Source organism: Dysgonomonas reticulitermitis (assembly GCF_054601275.1).
Genome location: NZ_BAAHWU010000037.1, coordinates 1 through 21,279 on the forward strand (window position 1 = coordinate 1; position 21,279 = coordinate 21,279).

Consider the following 21,279-nt stretch of genomic DNA (forward strand, 5'->3'; position numbering starts at 1 on the left):
GTAGCGATATTTGGTTATCCAAACCAAATGTACTTGCAACCTATTGACATTATGTGTACTGCTGCGATTTTCCATTAACGTTGTACTTATGTAAGAATTTTAAACATTTATAGAAGCTAAAGCCTTGCACTAAAGTACATAGTTTTAACTAGCGAACCTGAAAAATAAACCGGAGTTAAATATTGATTTACCGGAAGTGACTTTGCTGGTCGCAGCTTACAATGAAGAAGATATTATAGCCGACAAAATGAACAATACCCGGTTATTAGATTATCCTAAAGAAAAACTCCACGTAGTTTGGGTAACAGATGACAGTACAGATAATACGGTGGGTATACTCAAATCTTATAGTGACGTAAGGGTTCTGCATAAACCGGAAAGAAGAGGTAAGACAGCAGCTATAAACAGGAGTATGACTTATATAAATACTCCTATTGTTGTACTTACCGATGCCAATGCTATGCTGAATAAAGAGAGTATAAAAAAATAGTTGCATTATTTGCTGACAGTAAAATTGGTTGTGTTTCGGGTGAAAAGAGAGTAAATATAGGATCGAAAGATACAGCTTCATCAAGCGGGGAAGGCATTTACTGGCATTACGAGTCTGCTTTGAAAAATTTGGATTATCGTCTATACTCGGTTGTTGGTGCGGCAGGCGAACTATATGCTATCAGGCGGGACCTGTTCGAACGTATTCCCAATGATACTCTGTTAGATGACTTTGTAGTATCTTTAAGAATAACCATGAAAGGCTATAAGATAGCATATTGTCCGCAAGCATTCGCCACAGAATATGGTTCAGAATCTATGCAAGACGAAGAAAAACGCAAGGTGAGAATAGCTGCAGGAGGAATACAGGCTGTATGGAGATTGCGATCGCTATTGAATATATTCAAATTTGGAGTTTTCAGCTTCCAAGATATATCACACAGGCTATTACGCTGGACAATAGCACCATTAGCTCTTTTCGCGTTACTGCCTTTAAACATACCGCTTTGCATACAATATTCCGGATCTGTATTGCCTGTAATATAATTAGTGCTGCAATGCCTGTTTTATCTATTGGGATTTGCGGGCTATATTAATTCTAAAAAAGAAATTAAGAACAAAATTCTGTTTGTCCCTTATTACTTTCTTTTTATGAATCTTAATGTCTTGAAAGCATATTCTTACCTGATTAAAAAGAATAATACGGAAATATGGGAGAAAGCGAAGAGAAAATCAGCTTAATATTAAATATTAAAGACCTGTAATCCTTTTGCTTTTCAGCATCGGATTAATCAGACCTATAAATTTGAATTATAAAAATACAAACTTATTTCTTTAGAAAGTCATGAATATGTTGAGCAGTTTCTCTTCCTGAAGCGATACATTTTACAACTAAAGATTGTCCGCTAACGCAATCTCCCGTAGCAAATACTTTAGTCGCGCTAGTCTCCCGATTTGCTTTTGTAGCAACATTTTTACGAATATCTGTATCCAATGACAACTCCTGCAACAATCCTTCTTGGATAGGATGAATAAAACCAAGGGCAAGAAATACCAAATCGATCTTCAATATTTCGGGTTTGCCGATTTCTTTCATCACATGATTTCCTTTATCATCTTTCTCCCACGCTATTTCGACTAATTCAACGGCTGTAAGCTTTCCGTTTTCGCCTATAAAACGTTTTGTGTTCAAAGACCAGCGGCGTTCACAACCCTCTTTATGAGATGAAGACGTTTTCAAAACAACAGGATACGGCTCAGGCCAAACATCTTCTAACTCTTCAAGGTTCTTTGGTTTTGGCAAAATTTCTATTTGCAAAATATTCGCTGCACCCTGACGGTTAGCTGTTCCTATACAATCCGATCCGGTATCGCCGCCACCGATAACCAATACATTTTTACCTTCTGCATTGATCAGCTGTTCGGCCGGAACATCTTCTTTTGCAACTAATTTATTCTGCATTGTAAGGTATTCCATCGCATAATAAACACCTTTCAATTTGCGGCCTTCAACAGGAAGATTCCGGGGGACTTGCGAACCTATAGCAATACATATAGCATCATATTCTGCTGATAGTTCCTTTGCTTTTATATCTTTTCCTATTTCGGTATTCGTTACAAATTTGACACCTTCTTCTTCCATCAACCTCAAACGGCGATCTATAATATTCTTATTCAGTTTGAAATCAGGAATCCCAAAACGTAACAATCCTCCTATCCGTGAACCTTTTTCATATACAGTCACATCGTGTCCCTTTTGATTCAGTTGATTAGCTACAGCCAAACCTGAAGGACCTGAACCTATAACAGCAACTTTCTTTCCCGTACGATGTTTTGGTACTTTAGGCTGTATGTATCCCTCATTAAAAGCTTGCTCTAATGCTGCGGCTTCATTTTCCCTGATAGTTACAGGTGCACGATGTATAGAGAGCACACATGATTTTTCGCATGGAGCAGGACAAATTCTTCCTGTAAATTCAGGAAAGTCATTGGTTTGCATCAGCACCTCGGCTGCCAGTTTCCAGTTTCCTTTATACATATAGTCCTGCCATTCGGGCATTTTATTACCCAACGGACAACCCCAGTGACAAAAAGGAATACCACAATCCATACAACGCGAAGCCTGTTCCCGCCTGTCCTCTGTATTTAGGGTTTGTTCGACCTCACCAAAGTCAAGGACACGGTCTTGTACCGGACGGTATCCGGCATCTTTTCTCTTTACTGTTAAAAATGCTTTTGGATTTCCCATTTTTCTTATAATTTGAAAATTCGAGAATTAGCAGATTAGCAAATGCATTTTCAAATTTGCTAATTCCCGAATTTGCTAATTGTCTTAATAATCAAATTCTACTTGTGCGATTTTTTTCTTAATCGCTTCTAATTTCTCGTCCTGTAACACTTTCTTGTATTCGATCGGTGTTATCTTCAAAAATCGTTCGACTTCAGTTGCCCAATTATCCAGAATACGCTTAGCCAAAGGACTATTTGTATAATTATAGTGTTTGGTGATCAATTCACGCAATTCACGCATATCATAATTATCCTCGATCAGAGTAAGTTCTACCATTTGCATATTACAATAGTAGTCGAAGCCGCCCTCTTGGTCATATACATAGGCTACCCCGCCGCTCATTCCGGCAGCAAAGTTGCGTCCTGTAGCGCCAAGCACAACAGTCCGTCCTCCTGTCATGTACTCACAACAGTGGTCTCCTGCGCCTTCTACCACAGCAATTGCACCACTATTACGTACACAGAAGCGCTCTCCCACTCTACCGTTTATATATATTTCTCCCGATGTAGCGCCATACAACAATGTATTGCCCGCTATTATGTTTTCTTCAGGTTTGAACCTTGCCACTGTCGGCGGTATAATTACTATTTTACCTCCCGACAAGCCTTTTCCAACATAGTCATTTGCATCGCCTTCGAGCCTGAAAGTAACTCCATGTGCGAGAAAAGCTCCAAAGCTTTGTCCGGCAGAACCCTTAAACGAATACTGTATTGTATCCTCAGGAAGTCCGGCATTGCCATAGCGTTTTGCTATTTCACCCGAAAGCATCGCTCCTACTGTACGATTGACATTATGAATTACACGAGACATTTGCACCGGCATAGACTTATCAATAGCCGGTTTAGCAGTTGCTATCAATTCCTCATCCAATACATTGTCCAGTTTATGTTCCTGATTTTTTATGTGATGGATAGCATTTTCTTTAGCCTCTTTAGGAAAATATATAAGACGGGAAAGATCTAACTTATTTAATTTACCTCTGTCTTTACTTTGCACATATTTCAATAAATCGGTACGACCAACAATTTCATCCAAAGACTTAACTCCCAATTCGGATAAATACTCACGAACTTCTTCGGCCAAAAAGTTAAAATAATTAACCAGATATTCACTGCGTCCTGCAAATTTCTTTCTTAATTCTTCGTCTTGAGTGGCAACGCCTACCGGACAAGTATTCAAATGGCATTTTCGCATCATGATACATCCAAGAACAATCAAGGCGCTTGTCGCAAACCCAAATTCTTCGGCTCCCATCATGGCGGCAACAATGATGTCGTGACCAGTCTTTAATTGACCGTCTGTTTGCAGATAAACCTGTCCGCGTAAGTTGTTAAGCACTAATGTCTGCTGCACTTCGGCCAAACCTATTTCTAATGGTAAGCCGGCATGCTTGATAGAACTGGCAGGGCTTGCTCCCGTACCACCTTCGCAACCACTGATTACAATGCGGTCTGCCTTTGCTTTCGCCACACCGGCTGCTACTGTACCTATTCCACTTTCGGCAACAAGTTTTACACTTATCTGCGCTTTCGGATTTACATTCTTAAGATCGAATATCAATTGAGCCAAATCCTCGATAGAATAGATGTCGTGATGCGGTGGCGGTGAGATCAAAGATATGCCCGGTATAGAGTGACGGGTTTTAGCAATAATATTATCTACCTTAAAGCCTGGTAACTGTCCCCCTTCACCGGGTTTAGCTCCCTGAGCTATTTTTATTTGCAATTCATCGGCATTAACGAGATATTCAGTTGTTACGCCGAACCGTCCCGATGCGACTTGTTTGATTGCCGAACGTGCCGGAGTTGCAAAACGTTCGGGGAGTTCTCCCCCCTCGCCCGTATTGCTCTTTCCTCCAATAGCGTTCATTGCTACAGCCATAGCTTCGTGAGCTTCTCTGCTGATAGATCCGAATGACATGGCTCCGGTAACAAAGCGTTTGGTAATAGCCGATGCCGGTTCCACCTCCGATATATTAACCGGCTTCTTGCCTCGTTCGAAGTCCAAAAAGTCTCTTAAAAATATTTTTTCCGGTTTAGTATCAATAGACTGGGTATATTCTCTAAATTTCGTGTAACTCCCTAAACGGGTAGACATTTGTAACTTATAGATTGTCTCAGGATTCCAAGCATGACTTTCTCCATTGCGCCTCCAAGCATAAATACCTTGGTTGATAAGCGAAGGATCAATAAAATCTTCCTCAAACGCTTCGTAATATGCTTCTAAAGTATCACTAGCTATATCGCCCAAATCGATACCTTCTATCTTAGATGTTGTACCTTTAAAGTATTTATCAACAACGGCAGAGCTAATACCAATTGCTTCGAAAATCTGAGCACCCAAATAACTTTTCAGCGTCGAAATACCCATTTTCGACATGGTTTTCAGTACGCCTTTGTTTATTGACTTCACATAGTGCTTCATCGCTGTCTCGAAATCGAGATGTATATCTCCCTTTTTCACGAGGTCTTCTATCACAGCTAATGCCAGATATGGATTAACAGCATTAGCTCCATATCCGAACAATAGAGAAAAGTGCGTAACCTCGCGGGGTTCCGCCGACTCTACTACTATGTCGATTTGCATACGCTTGCGACGTTCAATCAAATAGTGATGAACGGCTGATACCGCAAGCAATGACGGAATAGGCGCATTATCCTGATCGACACCTCTATCCGAAATAACAATATAATTACTTCCGTTATCAACTGCCTTTTCAGCCTTTTTACAAAGTTCGTCTAATGAATGTCTTAGTCCATCAGCTCCTTTTTCAGGATCGAAAAGCATAGGCAATACTTCGGCCTTGAAACCTTTATAACTCAGATTTACAAGTAAATCCAACTCTCTGTTGGACAAGAATGGATTGGATAGCCTAACCATCTTTGTATGCTCAGGCATAGGCTCCAATATATTTTTATGCAGCGAGCCGATGTATCCGGATAAAGACATTACCAGTTCTTCCCGAATAGGATCGATCGGCGGATTAGTTACCTGTGCAAATAATTGACGGAAATAATTAAATAACCGCTGCGGCTTGTTCGACAAAACAGCAATCGGCGTGTCATTACCCATCGATGCGGTAGGCTCCTTCCCTTCGTCGGCCATTGGCAGTAATATTTTTTCTATATCTTCCTTATAATACCCGAATGTTTTGAGCAATTTAGTGTAATTGTCCACACTATATTTTATGGTACGGCCGGAAGATATATTATCCAGAGATATCCTGTTTTTTGTCAGCCATTCTCTGTATGGATAGGCTTTTGCCAGATTTTCCTTTATTTCGGCATCATATTGAATCGTACCTGTTTCGGTATCGACCATCAGCATTTTACCGGGACGTAATCGTCCTTTTTCCTTGATCTCTGACGGCTCGAATGGCAGTACACCTGTTTCGGATGCTACAACCATTATATCATTGTTCGTCATCAGGTAACGCGCCGGGCGCAAGCCGTTCCTATCCAGCAAACCTCCGGCATAACGGCCGTCGGTAAACAAGATAGTGGCCGGTCCGTCCCAAGCTTCCATAAACAAACTATGATACTCGTAGAATGCTTTCAGATTGTCGGAAATTGGATTTTTGTCATTCCACGATTCAGGAACCATCATAGCCAACGCATGAGGCAAAGATTTACCCGACATCACAAGAAATTCCAACACATTGTCGAACGAAGCGCTATCGCTCATAAATGGCTGAACAATAGGCCATAAATCACTTATATTACCTAATTGGTCTGATTTAAGAATACTTTCACGCGCCGCCATCCACTGGCGATTGCCTTTTATTGTGTTGATCTCGCCATTGTGTGCTATCATCCGGAAAGGGTGAGCCAAATCCCATGTAGGGAACGTATTTGTACTAAAGCGCGAATGTACCAAAGCTATCGCGCTGGTCAGATGCGGATTGAGCAAATCGGGAAAATAATGGCGAAGTTGCTCCGAAGATAACATCCCTTTATATACGATGCGCTTGGTCGATAAGCTTACGATATAAAACGCCCTTTTTGTTTCGAGAGAGAATATTTTAGAATTGAATATCTCTTTCTCAATTTTCTTTCTCAGCAGGTATAATTTATGTTCGAGTTCGTTACTGCTTAAGTCTTCATCACCAACTACAAATATTTGTTTGACAGCAGGCTCATTCGATGTAGCCATCTGTCCCAATATATCACTATTGACAGGCATATCACGGACTGCCAATAATTTCAGGTCTTCATTTTCTATATACCGGGTAAGCGTAACCATACACGACTCTGCTTCTTTTTCCCCTTTAGGCAGAAAAACGAGTCCTGTTCCATAACGCCCTTTTTCGGGAACGGGTATTCCTTGTAATAGTATAAACTCATGAGGTATTTGTATCATAATACCTGCACCATCACCTGTCTTGTTATCGGCATTTTCTGCACCGCGATGCATCATGTTCTCCAAAACGCGGAGACCATTTTCGACAATAGAATGAGATTTCGCACCTTTTATATGAAGCACCATACCTACACCGCAGGCATCATGTTCAAATTCGGGATCATATAACCCATGTCGTATTGCTGATTGTAAATCTTGCATATTCTTTTAGTTGATATTTTTTACTATTTGGCAATCTATTAAAATCGTCTTTTAATAGAAATAAAAGGGATATTCCAATTAATAAGCTTCGGTATGCACAGCTTGTACTGCTCGTCCCGATGGATCTATTCTGTTTTTGAAAGATGCATCCCATTCCAATGCTACAGCCGTACTACAAGCCACAGATGGCACTGATGGTACTGTATGAGCTGCGGAGGCAGAAGGAAAATGAGTTTCAAATATTGTGCGATACCAATATTCTTCTTTCGACATTGGCGGGTTTATAGGAAAGCGTTCCGCAACTTTTTCCATCTGCTTATCCGAAACTTTCTTTTCTGCAACTTCACGCAAAGTATCTATCCAATTGTAACCGACACCGTCCGAGAATTGTTCTTTTTGTCGCCACGCGACATTTTCGGGCAAATAATCTTCAAATGCTTTGCGAAGTATATGTTTTTCCATTTTTCCGTTACTGCCACACATTTTATCTGCCGGATTCAAACGCATGGCAACATCCATGAATTCTTTATCCAGGAAAGGGACTCGTCCCTCTACTCCCCAAGCAGCCAAAGACTTATTGGCTCGCAGGCAGTCGTATAAATGTAATTTATCTAATTTGCGTACCGTTTCTTCGTGAAATGCTTTCGCATCAGGTGCTTTATGGAAATACAGATACCCGCCGAACAACTCGTCTGAACCTTCGCCTGAAAGCACCATCTTCACACCCATCGATTTGATAAAACGAGCCAATAGGTACATAGGCGTAGACGCTCTTACGGTAGTTACATCATAGGTTTCGATGTGGTAGATAACATCGCTCAGCGCATCTAATGCTTCTTCCACCGTAAAGTTTATTTCGTGGTGAATAGTACCGATATATTCCGCGACATTTTTGGCCGCAATCAAGTCCGGCGCACCTTTCAGACCAATAGCGAAAGAGTGCAATTGTGGCCACCATGCTTCCGATTTGTTATCATCCTCTATGCGAAGAGACGCATAGCGTTTTGCTACTGCCGAAATAATAGAAGAATCTAATCCTCCGGATAACAATACGCCATAAGGTACATCAGACATCATTTGCCGGTAAACAGCATCTTCCAACGAAGTACGTATTTCTTTAATATCCGACTTGTTATCTTTCACATTGTCATATAGCATCCAATCACGTTTATACCATTGTTTGCTATCGCTACCCTCCTTACTATACAGATAATGCCCCGGCAGAAATTCCTTTATATTAGGGCATATGCCTTCCAAAGCTTTCAATTCGCTGGCTACGTAAAACTGGCCTAAATCGTCATATCCTGTATATAGTGGAATAATACCCATATGATCGCGTCCCAATAGGTATATATCATTGACTTTATCGTATAATGCAAAAGCATATATACCATTAAGCTCTTCGAACAAGTCAATTCCTTTATCTTGATATAAAGCGAGAATCACCTCACAGTCAGACTGGGTCTGAAAGGCATAGTCTGAATATTTACTCCTAATTTCTTTATGATTATAGATTTCACCATTTACGGCTAATACAAGATTTTGATCTGCACTATATAAAGGTTGCTTACCTGATGCTACACCAACTATGGACAAGCGTTCATGAGCCAGAATGGCATGATCGTCACAATATATCCCGGACCAATCCGGTCCTCTATGACGTATTTTTTTTGCCATTTTCAACACCTGAGTTCGCAGAACAGATACGTCCTGCATTAAATCAAAAGCTCCAACAAACCCACACATAGTACATAAATTAATATATCATATTCTCGCTATCAAATACAAAGATATATCATTTAGTCAGCAATCAATCGTTTTTATTTTCTTTTTTTTATTTTCTTGAATTATTTCACAGAATATAGATTTTCAAAATGTGCTATTTTTTTAGAAATAAATCAATTACAAAATATTTTGAAAAAAAATCACTTTTTTGTTTTATTTAAAAACAATTTGACATATATTTGCAGAATAAAACAGCAATATGAAATATAATTGCACTTTCCAGAATCATAAATCAACAATATCTAATTATTTAACATCTTTATGTATTATGATTATGAAAATTTTATTATTTCTAGGAAAAGCATGTTTAAGTATTATTTTATTGAGTCTATTGTCTGCGTCAGAAACCAAAGCTCAGTCGAAAGTTGACGTCAATCTCGGAGCTGACATTGTCAGCAGTTATGTATGGAGAGGAAGTAAAGCCGCCGGAGCTAGTGTTCAACCATTTATATCAGCATCTATATCTGATTTTACTTTAGGAGCATGGGGATCATCGGATATATCGCCAGATTTTTCTTTTTCTAAAGGGTACAAAGAATTTAACTTTTATGCTTCCTATTCTATAGCCGGCTTTGAATTAACCGCTACTGATTATTGGTGGGACGGAAATGAAGCCTTCCATTATTTCGGTTCCCCTGCAAACGGTTACAGTGGCCATATGTTAGAAGGCACATTAGCCTATACCCTCCCCGATTCATTCCCCCTGGCATTATCATGGAATACTTTTTTCCTGGGTAAAGGGAATAAAAAGGAAGATGGAAAGAATTCATATTCAACTTACATAGAAGTAGCCTATCCCTTTACTGTCAAAGATGTGAACCTAAAGATTGCGGTAGGCCTTTCACCCTGGACAAGCGCAATATATGGAAATAATGAATTTAAATTCACAAATATAACGCTGGGTGCAACTAAAAGTATAAAAATTAGCGAATCGTTCGATCTGCCCATTTTCGCGAATATAATAACTAATCCTGCAACAGAAGATATAAACTTCGTATTCGGTATTACAATTAAATAGATACAAATTAATTAAGATTTAGAATTATGAAAAAAATTGAAGTAATTATCCGCAAATCCAAGTTTCAGGAAGTGCGTAATGCATTGCACGAAGCGGATATAGATTTCTTGTCGTGGTGGGACGTAAAAGGACAAGGTGATGCCAAGCAAGGTCTTATTTTCAGAGGAATAGCATATGACATCAATGCTATCGACCGATTATACATATCATTTGTTGTGAGAAATATGAATGTAGACAAGTCAATCGATGCGATCCTAAAGTCGGCGTATACCGGAGAAAGTGGAGACGGGCGCATATTTGTTTCGGATATTGAGCAATCGATCAGGATACGCACAGGCGATCATGGGGAAGATTCCCTATACAACAAAGAAGAAGATAAAGATTGATTTTAGGAACTAAGGTATCAAACAAATATAATTAGGTTATGAAAAGGTTATCAAAATATATATTACCACTCGGATTACTTTTATTTGCCCCGGTTACGCTTATGGCACAAGAAACCGCGACAACGGCGCCTGTCTTGGATTCAGGAAATACAGCATGGATAATAACAGCAACAGTACTTGTCTTGATGATGACAATTCCCGGACTGGCACTCTTTTATGGAGGTCTGGTTCGCAGTAAAAATGTATTAAGCATTATGATGCAATGCCTTATTCTCACAGCTGTTATCAGTATAGAATGGATAATTATCGGATATAGTTGGGTTTTTGGAACAGATTTTATGGGTGAAAACAGGAATATATTAGGTTCTGTTATTGGAGGATTCGATAAAGTATTCCTCCATGGTATAACTCTCAATAGCCTCACTACCGGAAATATTCCGGAAATTCTATTCGTATTGTTTCAATGTATGTTTGCAGTCATTACACCTGCACTCATTATCGGTGCATTTGCCGAACGTATCAAATTTTCAGGGTTCCTGTTATTCTCGGTATTGTGGGCTCTCTTTGTTTATAATCCGGTAGCACATTGGGTATGGGGCGGAGGCTGGATGCAACAAATGGGTGCAATAGACTTCGCGGGAGGTACAGTAGTACATATTAACGCCGGGGTATCTGCCCTTGTTATGGCAATTCTCCTCGGTCGTCGCAAGGGTTATCGTACTATAGGTCATCCTATTCCTCCTCACAATATTCCGTTCGTAGTCATAGGAACAGCATTACTCTGGATTGGTTGGTTTGGTTTCAACGCGGGAAGCGGCCTGGCTGCGGATGGTCTGGCCGCTAATGCATTCCTTGTAACACATTTAGCAACAGCAGTAGCAGCTATAACCTGGATGAGTCTGGAATGGATTATAAATAAGAAACCTACAATTATTGGTATATGTACAGGTGCTGTAGCTGGTCTTGTCGCTATTACTCCTGCTGCCGGCACCGTAGATGCAATGGGAGCTTTCTTCATTGGTTTAGTATCGGCAATGGTTTGCTTTACAATGGTAGCTTATGTGAAACCTAAATTAAAATACGACGACTCTCTAGATGCATTCGGGGTACACGGAGCAGGGGGATTTGTCGGCGCAATATTGACCGGTGTTTTTGCTACCCGATTTATAACCGGAGACGGAGGGGTACAAGGCGCGCTTTATGGAGATTGGAATCAGTTGGGAATACAAGCAATTGTAAATATTGCTGCAATTGCATATAGCGCCACATTAACATTCATATTGTTTAAAATTGTTGATAAAGCCATAGGTTTGAAAGTAAATAAAGAAGAAGAATCTATTGGACTTGATATATCTCAGCATGGTGAAATCGCTTATAATGAAGATGAATAAACATGCTCGAGTAGAAGAAATAGGAACGGTCTGTTTGACATAATTTATTAAACAATATCGTTCCAATTTTTTACTATGATTGACACAGATAGAAACATCAACCGTGTTTCTCAAGCCCTTGTGGAAAATATGCAAGGGCTTACTTTATCAGTTTAAACACCATACAATATTATATAAAATCCACTTATTTATTAATGTGAATCAGTAGTTGAATTAATATTCACAGGAACGAAGTATATGTAAATAATAATCACAGGAACGAAGTGTATGTAATTAATTGTTCGATTTCTTTCATTCTTTTTTTTTGCGCGCAATCACAGATTGCTTGCGTCCCTTTTGGCCTAAGCCCCAAAAGGAACCAAAAACGCTTTTGCGCCCCCGCTTCAACGTCCGACCCATAACGGACTTAAAGGCTAAACAAAAAAACTCGCTCCGGGATTTGTATAATACGAATCATTTGATAAGCTCAGACACGTTTTTGTTTTTAACGCCTTCTTCGTCCTATGGGTCGCCGAGGGACGAAGCGCTAGCTTTTTGCTTACTTTTGGGCAATGCCAAAAGTAAGGGCAAGCCCGGCAGGGCGCGGAAGTAATAAGCATATGTTGAGAATATAAGCAATCTGTGATTGCGCGCAGAAGAAAAGGATGAAAGAAACCGAACGTTTTTACACTACAGCAATAACTTTAACTGCTGATTGGCATTATTAATTTATCCCCATATACTTCGCTCGTGGCAACTTCACATAATCTTATTTGGAGCGTAACATATTTATAAAAAAAATACAAGTATTTAGCGCCTAAATATTAAATAGATTTTTTAAGACATATTATTTAAACAACTAGAAAATTATGGTAAAAAAAATGAAATCTTATTTATTAATTATTTCGCTTATAATCACCACTTCTATCAACGCGCAAGTTACGACTTCCTCTTTGAGTGGTAAGATTACAGACAGCAACAATGAAGCTGTCATTGGTGCAACGATCCGGGCTATTCACGAACCTTCAGGTACTATGTATGGAGGGGTGACAAATCTAGACGGACGTTACACTATACAAGGTATGCGTGTTGGCGGACCTTACAAAGTAGAGATTTCTTATGTCGGACATGAGACTGCTATTTATTCAGGAGTAAGCCTCACTTTGGGAGAAACTGCAAATATTTCCACAAAGTTAACAGAGTCAGCCCAATTATTGGGAGAAGTAGTTATAGTAGGTAAAACCGGAATCGACGCTAACAAAACCGGTGCTGCCGCAAGTATTAATGCGGAAGATATCAACCGTATGCCTTCTATTACGCATGGCATTGCGGATGTTATTCGTTTAAATCCCCAAGTAAGCATAAGTAATGGTGGCGCAATATCTTTTGCGGGAGTTAATAACCGTTACAATAGCTTCCAAATTGACGGAACGATGAATAACGACGTTTTCGGTTTAACATCCAATGGTTCTAATGGTGGGCAAGCAGGTACTCAGCCCGTATCTATGGAAACAATAGAGCAGCTTCAAATCAACATTGCTCCATTCGACATACGTCAATCAGGATTTACAGGAGGGGGCATTAATGCTATTACAAAATCGGGGACTAATGCTTTCCATGGATCTGTTTATGGCTTTGGGAACAACCAAAATCTGATTGGTAGTAAATACACTTTGATGAATGGAGCAACCAGTGAAAAATATAGCAAGCAAAAAGAATATCAAGCCGGTATTACATTAGGAGGTCCTATTATTAAAAATAAATTATTCTTCTTTGCTAATTATGAAAAAGTAAATAAAGAGTTCCCGAATGCTTATGGATTAGGAGCTTCTGCATCGAAAGTAGACGCAGAAAAAGCCACACAGCTTTTAAATAAAATAAAAGAAATGGCAACGGCTCAGGGAGTAACATATAACGGAGATCTATCAAAAAACTCTGACGATTATACAAGATCTGATAAAGGAGGTATTAAACTCGACTGGAATATCAATAATAAACATAATGCGTCTTTCCGTTGGAGTTTGGTTTCTGCCAAACAGTTAAATAGTTCTAGTAATGCTACAAACCTGAACTCTTCGGATTACAGTTACGATTTCGTTTCTAAAACGAACACGTTTGTTGCAGAATTACAGAGTCGTTTTTCTGATCATTTAAGTAACGAATTCCGTGCTTCTTATGTTCGTGTACGTGATCTACGTGATCCTGGAGCTCCATTTCCAATGATTCAGATTAAAAGCGTTGGGGATGGTTATTTGAATATAGGAAACGAACGGTCTTCTATGGCAAATAGTCTCGATCAGGATATTTGGTCGTTTACTGATAACCTGACTCTTTATAAAGATAATCATACCTTTACTTTTGGTACACATAACGAATTCTATAATTTTGCCAACTTATTTATACAAGATGCCTACGGTACGTATTACTATAATACAGTGGATGATTTTCTTGCAGGCAAGATCAATCAGTATCGTTATCAGCAGGCAAATGTCAGTGTAACAGGAGATCCTAAATGGGAAGCTGCTTTTGGAGCAGGACAGTTAGGTTTTTATGCACAAGACAGATGGAATGCAACAGACAAATTGGATGTTACGTTAGGTCTTCGCATGGACATACCTGTATTTTTTGATACTCCTGTAGAAAATAAAGGATTTAATGATTTTGCGGCATCTAAAAATTGGGGTTATAAAACAAATCAGAAATTGAGCAGTTCCCCACTGTTCTCTCCTCGCTTAGGTTTCCGTTACAAGATTGACGAATCAGAAAAATATGTTCTTCGTGGAGGCGCCGGTATTTTCACCGGTCGTATTCCTTTTGTTTGGTTAAGTAATAATTTCTCGAATACAGGTGTACAATTTTCAACATACAATGTTTCGGTTTCTACTAGCAATCCCAATGCAACTAGTAATCTATCCTTGATTTTAGATCCTAATAAACAAAAGGAAAATGTAGATAAGCTGACAGCTTCGGGCGCTCAAACAATTAACGTGTTTAGCGATGACTTTAAATTTGCACAAAATCTACGTTTCAATTTAGGATTTGATTTCGAATTGGGTGGTATCAACTGGACTGCTGAAGCAATATATTCAAAAACACTGAATGATATTCTTTATCAGAATCTGGCTTATGATCTCAATGGAAAGACTTTGGGGGAAACCGTCTCAGGCTTAGATTTTGATAAACGTCCAATGTTCCAAAGAGCAACAACCGGTACTGACTATTCATATATCTATGCTCTATCAAATACCAATAAGGGCTACTCTTACAACTTGTCTTTGACAGGTGAAAAGAAATTCAACTTTGGTTTAGACTTGACTGCATCTTATACCTTTACTCAATCGAAATCTCTTAATAGTGGTACATCTTCTGTTGCTCAATCAAACTGGGCTTACAATTATACCACAGGAAACCCCAACGATCCGGAATTAGGATTCTCAGCATTCAATCAACCTCACAGGATCAATTTATCGGCATTTTATACTAAAAAATATGCTAAATCCTGGACTTCAGTTGTTGGCCTTATCTATACAGGTTCGTCGGGTGCACCATATTCTATCTATTACAATGGAGACATAAATGGTGATAGCTCAAATGGTAATGATTTGATTTTCATCCCTACCGATGCGCAAATCGATCAAATGGCATTTACTGCAACTACTGCTTATACTGTAGATGCACAAAAAGCAAATATGAAAGCCTGGATTGCAAATGATTCTTATTTGAGTAAACATCGTGGAGAATATTTTGGACGTTATGCAGATAATGAGAAATTTGAACATCATTTCGACTTCCATTTTGCACAGAAGTATAACTTCAACGTAGGAAGCAATGTACATTCTTTAGAACTCTCGTTTGACATTATAAATGTAGGAAACATGCTTAACAAGAATTGGGGTAGAGTTACTTCTCTGCAAAGTAGTACATCAACATATTACAGTCCTATCACTTATAATAGTGGTAAGTTCCAGTTCTTGCATGATGCTGATTTTAATATGCGTTCATATAGTGACTATTATTCTCGTTGGAGAGGTCAAATCGGATTAAAATATACCTTTTGATTGCTAAATGAACTCCCGTCCTATAATGCATATAGCCGATCCCGGACACCTACAGAAAAAAATAAATGTTGAGATATCCAGATTATCCGGCAAAACAAGCAGGATCGCCTGTGACTTTGCCGGTACAGGCGTTTATGCCGGAAAATCAAAATCTTTTTCAATAAAATAGAATATATTACAACATTTATATATAAATTAGGGCAAACTCTAAGTAACTGTTAGGAATTATCATAAAGCGTTATGATTCAATCAAAGACGTTGGGTATCAGTTGCTTAAGTGGATATTTATTCGTAAATTTAAGATTACCAAGTCATTAAATATACAATGAATGAAAATTATCCGACTGATTTAACCGATACCCAGTGGCAATTTATAGAAAAAATACTAGATGATAGCAGAAAACGGCAACATGATTTACGAATTATCTGGAATGCTATTCTTTATTTAGTCAAAACAGGCTGTCAATGGCGTATGCTACCTAAAAACTTTCCGCACTGGTCAGCTGTGTATTATTACTTTAAGAAGTGGAAATACAATGGTCTATTTGAAGATATTTTGGATAAATTGAATGAAAGAGAGCGGAAATCACACAAAAGGAGGATAGAGCCTAGTGTTGGCATCATTGATAGCCAGTCAGTAAAAGTAGCCCATACTTGTAGTCAAGATGTAGGTTATGATGCAGGTAAAAAAGTAAAAGGGCACAAACGTCATATTGTAACCGATACTTTGGGTTGTCTTTTATTGGTTTTAGTACATGGAGCTGACGTTCAAGACCGAAACGGAATCAAATTAGTATTACCTCTACTCAAACAGAAGTTTTGGGTAACTATAAAAGCAATAATTGCAGATGGTGGCTATAGTGGACAACCTATTGTAGATTGGATAAAACAGCAAATCGGACTATCACACAATTAGCTATGATTAGAATTTTTACAAACAGAATAAAATGAAATTCCCTAACAGTTACTGAGAGCAATTAAGGTAAAGTTTTTTACGCTGATCCAAATTCGCCTTTTTACTACCTCCCTAAAAACAAAAAACACCGTAATCGTCTGATTTACGGTGTTTTGCTTGATTTTGCCTTGCGGCTTAGCGGAGAGAAAGGGATTCGAACCCCTGGAACCTCTCAGTTCAACGGTTTTCAAGACCGCCGCAATCGACCACTCTGCCATCTCTCCAATGTGCTTTAAACACAACACTGTGCTTCAAAAGCGATGCAAATGTAGATGTTTTTTTTGTTTCCACAAACAATTTCATCAACTTTTATTTACAATTTTTATAACAAGCTATCTATCAATAACTATTTTTTAGTAAACTAAAATTCTTATTCACATAAAAGATACGAATCTTATATTCGCAAACAGCTATTCATATCTTTTTCGTATATTTGCACTCTAATTTGGAATAGTGTGCCTATACTAAATTTCATCAACAAGAATACATAAAAAACGAATGAATAAAATACGTAATTTTTGCATAATTGCACATATAGATCACGGAAAAAGCACTTTGGCTGATAGGCTTTTAGAATACACAAAAACGGTAGAAGGAAAAGACCTACAGGCTCAGGTACTGGATAATATGGATCTTGAGCGTGAGCGAGGAATTACAATTAAAAGTCATGCCATTCAAATGGAGTATACATATGAAGGAGAAAAATATATTCTTAACCTGATAGATACTCCCGGACACGTTGACTTTTCTTACGAAGTCTCGCGGTCTATAGCCGCATGTGAAGGTGCATTATTGATTGTTGATGCAGCACAAGGTATTCAGGCTCAAACCATATCGAACCTGTACATGGCTGTAGAGCACGATCTCGAAATTATTCCTATATTAAATAAAATAGACCTTCCCAATGCTATGCCCGAGGAAGTTGAAGATCAGATAGTAGAGTTACTAGGATGTAAGCGTGAAGAAATCATACGTGCCAGTGGCAAAACAGGAGAAGGCGTATTTACAATCTTAGATGCTATTATCAACAGGATTCCTGAAGCGAAAGGTGACGCGGAAGCTCCGTTGCAAGCATTGATATTCGACTCGGTATTTAACTCTTTCAGAGGAATTATCGCATATTTTAAAGTAATAAACGGAACAATAAAGAAAGGAGACCGCGTTAAATTCTTCAACACAAGGAAAGAATATGATGCTGATGAAATAGGTGTATTAAAATTGGATATGTCGCCACGTGATGAAATCAGATGTGGTGACGTAGGATACATCATTTCCGGAATAAAGACCTCAAAAGAAGTTAAAGTCGGTGATACGATCACCCATGTAAAAAGACCTTGTCAAAAAGCTATAGAAGGCTTTGAGGAAGTTAAACCTATGGTATTTGCAGGTGTTTATCCAATAGAAAGTGAAGATTTTGAAGATCTGCGTTCATCACTTGAAAAGCTTCAACTTAACGATGCTTCGCTTACATTTCAACCGGAATCTTCAGTAGCTTTAGGATTTGGATTTCGTTGTGGATTTCTTGGTCTCTTACACATGGAAATCATACAGGAACGTCTTGAAAGAGAATTCAACATGGATGTGATTACCACCGTACCGAATGTTTCATATATAATCCATGACAAAAAAGGAAATAAAAAGGAGGTACACAATCCGGCCGGACTCCCCGATCCTACCCTCATAGATTATATAGAAGAACCATATATCCGTGCATCAGTAATTACCAATACGACTTATATAGGTCCCATTATGACGCTTTGCCTGGGAAAACGCGGAATACTTATTAAACAGGAATATATATCAGGCGACCGCGTAGAAATCATATACGATATCCCTCTTGGTGAAATTGTAATCGATTTTTATGACAAACTAAAAAGTATTTCAAAAGGGTATGCTTCGTTCGACTACCATATGCATGATTATCGTGAGGCCAGACTGGTCAAATTGGATATATTACTGAATGGTGAATCGGTAGACGCATTATCAACCTTAACACATATGGATAATGCCGTAACATTTGGTCGTCGTATGTGTGAAAAATTAAAAGAATTAATACCACGCCAACAATTTGACATAGCTATACAAGCTGCTATAGGAGCAAAAATCATTGCGAGGGAAACCATCAAAGCTGTACGAAAAGACGTTACCGCAAAATGCTACGGTGGAGACATCTCTCGTAAACGTAAATTGTTGGAAAAACAAAAAGAGGGTAAAAAGCGCATGAAACAGGTAGGGAATGTGGAAGTACCACAAAAAGCATTCTTAGCAGTTTTAAAACTGGATTAAGAGAGCTCTTATTCTGCAACTGTTTCCAAGCGTGGATAATTATCTGCTTTTTTAGGTGCAAACGTTTGCATACTAAAACATTCAATAAGTTACTCATATAGCAAAATACACATTGACAAACAATTAGTTTTGTGATATAAATTACGCGATATTAACCCAACACTTATATCATGAAATACTTACGCCCATTTTTATTATTACTATTATCTATAACTTTCATTGCATGTAGCAATGATGATCCTAATCCATATCCCGATAAACCAACGGCCTTGAGAGACGGTATAAACAAAATCAGCGATGACTCTTTAGGGTTTGTTTTATATGCACCCGGCAAAACATCCGTTTATCTGATAGGTGACTTTAATAACTGGCAGATATCCGAAAGTTATAAAATGGAAAAGGCAGGTGATCGTTTCTGGATCAAAATAGGAAATTTACAAAAAGGAAAAGAATATATTTGCCAATATCTTATCGACAACTCGATAAGAATTGCTGATCCATATGCTAACAAAATTTCAGACCCTTGGAATGATAAAGACATTTCAAGCACTATTTATCCCAACCTGATATCCTACCCTACCGGAAAGACTACGGAAATAGCAATGGTAGTAAATACGGATCGTACACAATACTCATGGACTGTAAACAACTTTAAAGTAACAAATCCTGAGAATATGGTTATTTACGAAATACTTATTCGGGACTTTACAGATAAACGAAGTATAAAAGGTGTTCAGGAAAAGTTGCCATACCTGAAAGAACTTGGTATAAACGCAATTGAATTAATGCCTTTCAACGAATTTGAAGCCAATGACAGTTGGGGTTATAATCCATCATTCTACTTTGCTACAGATAAAGCATACGGAACATCAAATGATTATAAAGCTTTTATTGATGCTTGCCACTCAAATGGCATAGCTGTCATTATGGATATGGTATTGAATCATAGCTACGGGCAAAGTCCTTTGGTGCGAATGTACATGAACGGAGATAAAGTAGCTGCAAATAATCCATGGTATAACGTAACATCTCCAAACACAGATTATTCTTGGGGATATGACTTCAATCATGAGAAACCCGCAACTAAAGCATTTGTTGATAGCGTGTGCGCATACTGGATGAAAGAATATAAGGTAGATGGATTCCGTTTCGACTTCACCAAAGGTTTTACAAATAAAGCCGGTAACGGATGGGATTATGATGCTTCCCGTATCAACATTCTGAAAAGAATGACTGGCGAAATATGGAAGCGAAAATCTGATGCCATTGTAATACTCGAACACTTGACCAATAATAGTGAAGAGAAGGATCTATCTGATTACGGAATCTATTTGTGGGGAAACATGAATGGAAAATACAATGAAGCTACTATGGGATACGGGGATCAGCTGGATAATAATGGTGAATTTAAAGGAGATATAAGTTATACATCATATAAGCAACGGGGATGGACAAAACCGGCTCTTGTAGCATATATGGAAAGCCATGATGAAGAACGCATTATGTTCAAAAACGAAGCGTATGGAAAAGTTTATGAAGGCTATGACATAAAAGATATACCGACAGGACTGAAACGCACCGAAGCTGCCGCTGTAATAATGATGTCGTTTCCGGGCCCTAAAATGATATGGCAATTCGGTGAACTAGGATATGATATAGCGTTAGACAGGGAAAACAACCATCATTTGGACAAGAAACCTCCACATTGGGAATATTACGATGTACCTGCACGAAGATCATTGTATAATATTTATTCTAAAATGAACAAATTACGTAATACAAACAGAATATTCTATACAAGCGATTATATAGCAAATGTAAAAAATCAATTTAAACAAATATTGCTCAAATCCGATAACGGGTATATATGCACTATAGCCAATTTAGATTACAAGAAAGCCTCTGCAACTGTTAATTTTGCAAAAACGGGAGAATGGGAAGATTACTTTACAGGTGAAAAATTAAACGTTACATCTGTAAATCAAACCATAGAGTTGCAACCCGGCGAATACAGATTATATATCAGCAAATAAAAGAGAGAATAAAACCTCTTAATTTCTCAATAAAATAACCTTCGATAAT

The 21,279-nt window shown here is 38.4% G+C and carries 12 protein-coding genes and 1 tRNA gene; 9 read left to right on the forward strand and 4 right to left on the reverse strand.

Annotation, left to right across the window (positions count from 1 at the left end; genetic code table 11):
- Window positions 1–196: 196 nt before the first annotated feature.
- Window positions 197–490 (forward strand): glycosyltransferase, encoded by a 294-nt coding sequence (locus ACYPZI_RS12110; protein WP_459601947.1) that lies wholly within the window; start codon window positions 197–199, stop codon window positions 488–490.
- 56 nt (window positions 491–546) lie between these two features.
- Window positions 547–1,035 (forward strand): glycosyltransferase family 2 protein, encoded by a 489-nt coding sequence (locus ACYPZI_RS12115; protein WP_459601980.1) that lies wholly within the window; start codon window positions 547–549, stop codon window positions 1,033–1,035.
- Window positions 1,036–1,315: 280 nt separating this feature from the next.
- Here ACYPZI_RS12115 and ACYPZI_RS12120 read toward each other — a convergent pair whose 3' ends face one another.
- The 3 genes from ACYPZI_RS12120 to asnB all read right to left on the reverse strand — a co-directional run bounded on the left by ACYPZI_RS12120 (window position 1,316) and on the right by asnB (window position 9,085).
- The gene (locus tag ACYPZI_RS12120; protein WP_459601949.1) at window positions 1,316–2,737 is read right to left on the reverse strand and encodes a glutamate synthase subunit beta; all 1,422 of its coding nucleotides are present in this window, start codon (window positions 2,735–2,737) and stop codon (window positions 1,316–1,318) included.
- Between the two features lie 84 nt (window positions 2,738–2,821).
- Window positions 2,822–7,339: a glutamate synthase large subunit gene (gltB, locus tag ACYPZI_RS12125; protein WP_459601951.1), complete on the reverse strand. Its 4,518-nt coding sequence runs from the start codon at window positions 7,337–7,339 to the stop codon at window positions 2,822–2,824.
- Between the two features lie 78 nt (window positions 7,340–7,417).
- A complete protein-coding gene (gene asnB, locus ACYPZI_RS12130) occupies window positions 7,418–9,085 on the reverse strand; it encodes an asparagine synthase B (RefSeq protein ID WP_459601953.1) in 1,668 nt (555 codons plus the stop codon).
- 313 nt (window positions 9,086–9,398) lie between these two features.
- On the opposite strand from asnB, the gene ACYPZI_RS12135 reads away from it, so the two are divergent.
- The 5 genes from ACYPZI_RS12135 to ACYPZI_RS12155 all read left to right on the forward strand — a co-directional run bounded on the left by ACYPZI_RS12135 (window position 9,399) and on the right by ACYPZI_RS12155 (window position 16,872).
- A complete protein-coding gene (locus ACYPZI_RS12135; protein WP_459601955.1) occupies window positions 9,399–10,142 on the forward strand; it encodes a hypothetical protein in 744 nt (247 codons plus the stop codon).
- Between the two features lie 26 nt (window positions 10,143–10,168).
- A complete protein-coding gene (locus tag ACYPZI_RS12140) occupies window positions 10,169–10,528 on the forward strand; it encodes a P-II family nitrogen regulator (protein WP_459601957.1) in 360 nt (119 codons plus the stop codon).
- Between the two features lie 38 nt (window positions 10,529–10,566).
- Complete coding sequence (locus ACYPZI_RS12145; RefSeq protein WP_459601959.1) at window positions 10,567–11,919, forward strand: ammonium transporter; 1,353 nt, start codon at window positions 10,567–10,569, stop codon at window positions 11,917–11,919.
- An 848-nt stretch (window positions 11,920–12,767) separates the two neighbouring features.
- Window positions 12,768–15,956: a TonB-dependent receptor gene (locus tag ACYPZI_RS12150; RefSeq protein WP_459601961.1), complete on the forward strand. Its 3,189-nt coding sequence runs from the start codon at window positions 12,768–12,770 to the stop codon at window positions 15,954–15,956.
- A 325-nt stretch (window positions 15,957–16,281) separates the two neighbouring features.
- Window positions 16,282–16,872, forward strand: coding sequence for an IS5 family transposase (locus ACYPZI_RS12155; RefSeq protein WP_459601962.1), 591 nt, complete (start codon window positions 16,282–16,284; stop codon window positions 16,870–16,872).
- A gap of 178 nt (window positions 16,873–17,050) precedes the next feature.
- Here the strand turns inward: ACYPZI_RS12155 and ACYPZI_RS12160 are convergent.
- Window positions 17,051–17,135: transfer RNA gene (locus ACYPZI_RS12160), tRNA-Ser, on the reverse strand.
- A gap of 274 nt (window positions 17,136–17,409) precedes the next feature.
- On the opposite strand from ACYPZI_RS12160, the gene lepA reads away from it, so the two are divergent.
- Both lepA and ACYPZI_RS12170 read left to right on the forward strand, forming a co-directional pair.
- Window positions 17,410–19,197 carry a translation elongation factor 4 gene (lepA, locus tag ACYPZI_RS12165; protein ID WP_459601964.1) on the forward strand — a complete coding sequence of 596 codons (1,788 nt, stop codon included), beginning with the start codon at window positions 17,410–17,412 and terminating at the stop codon, window positions 19,195–19,197.
- A 170-nt stretch (window positions 19,198–19,367) separates the two neighbouring features.
- Entirely contained in the window at window positions 19,368–21,230 is a 1,863-nt protein-coding gene (locus ACYPZI_RS12170; protein WP_459601966.1) for an alpha-amylase family glycosyl hydrolase, read from the forward strand.
- Window positions 21,231–21,279 lie beyond the last annotated feature (49 nt).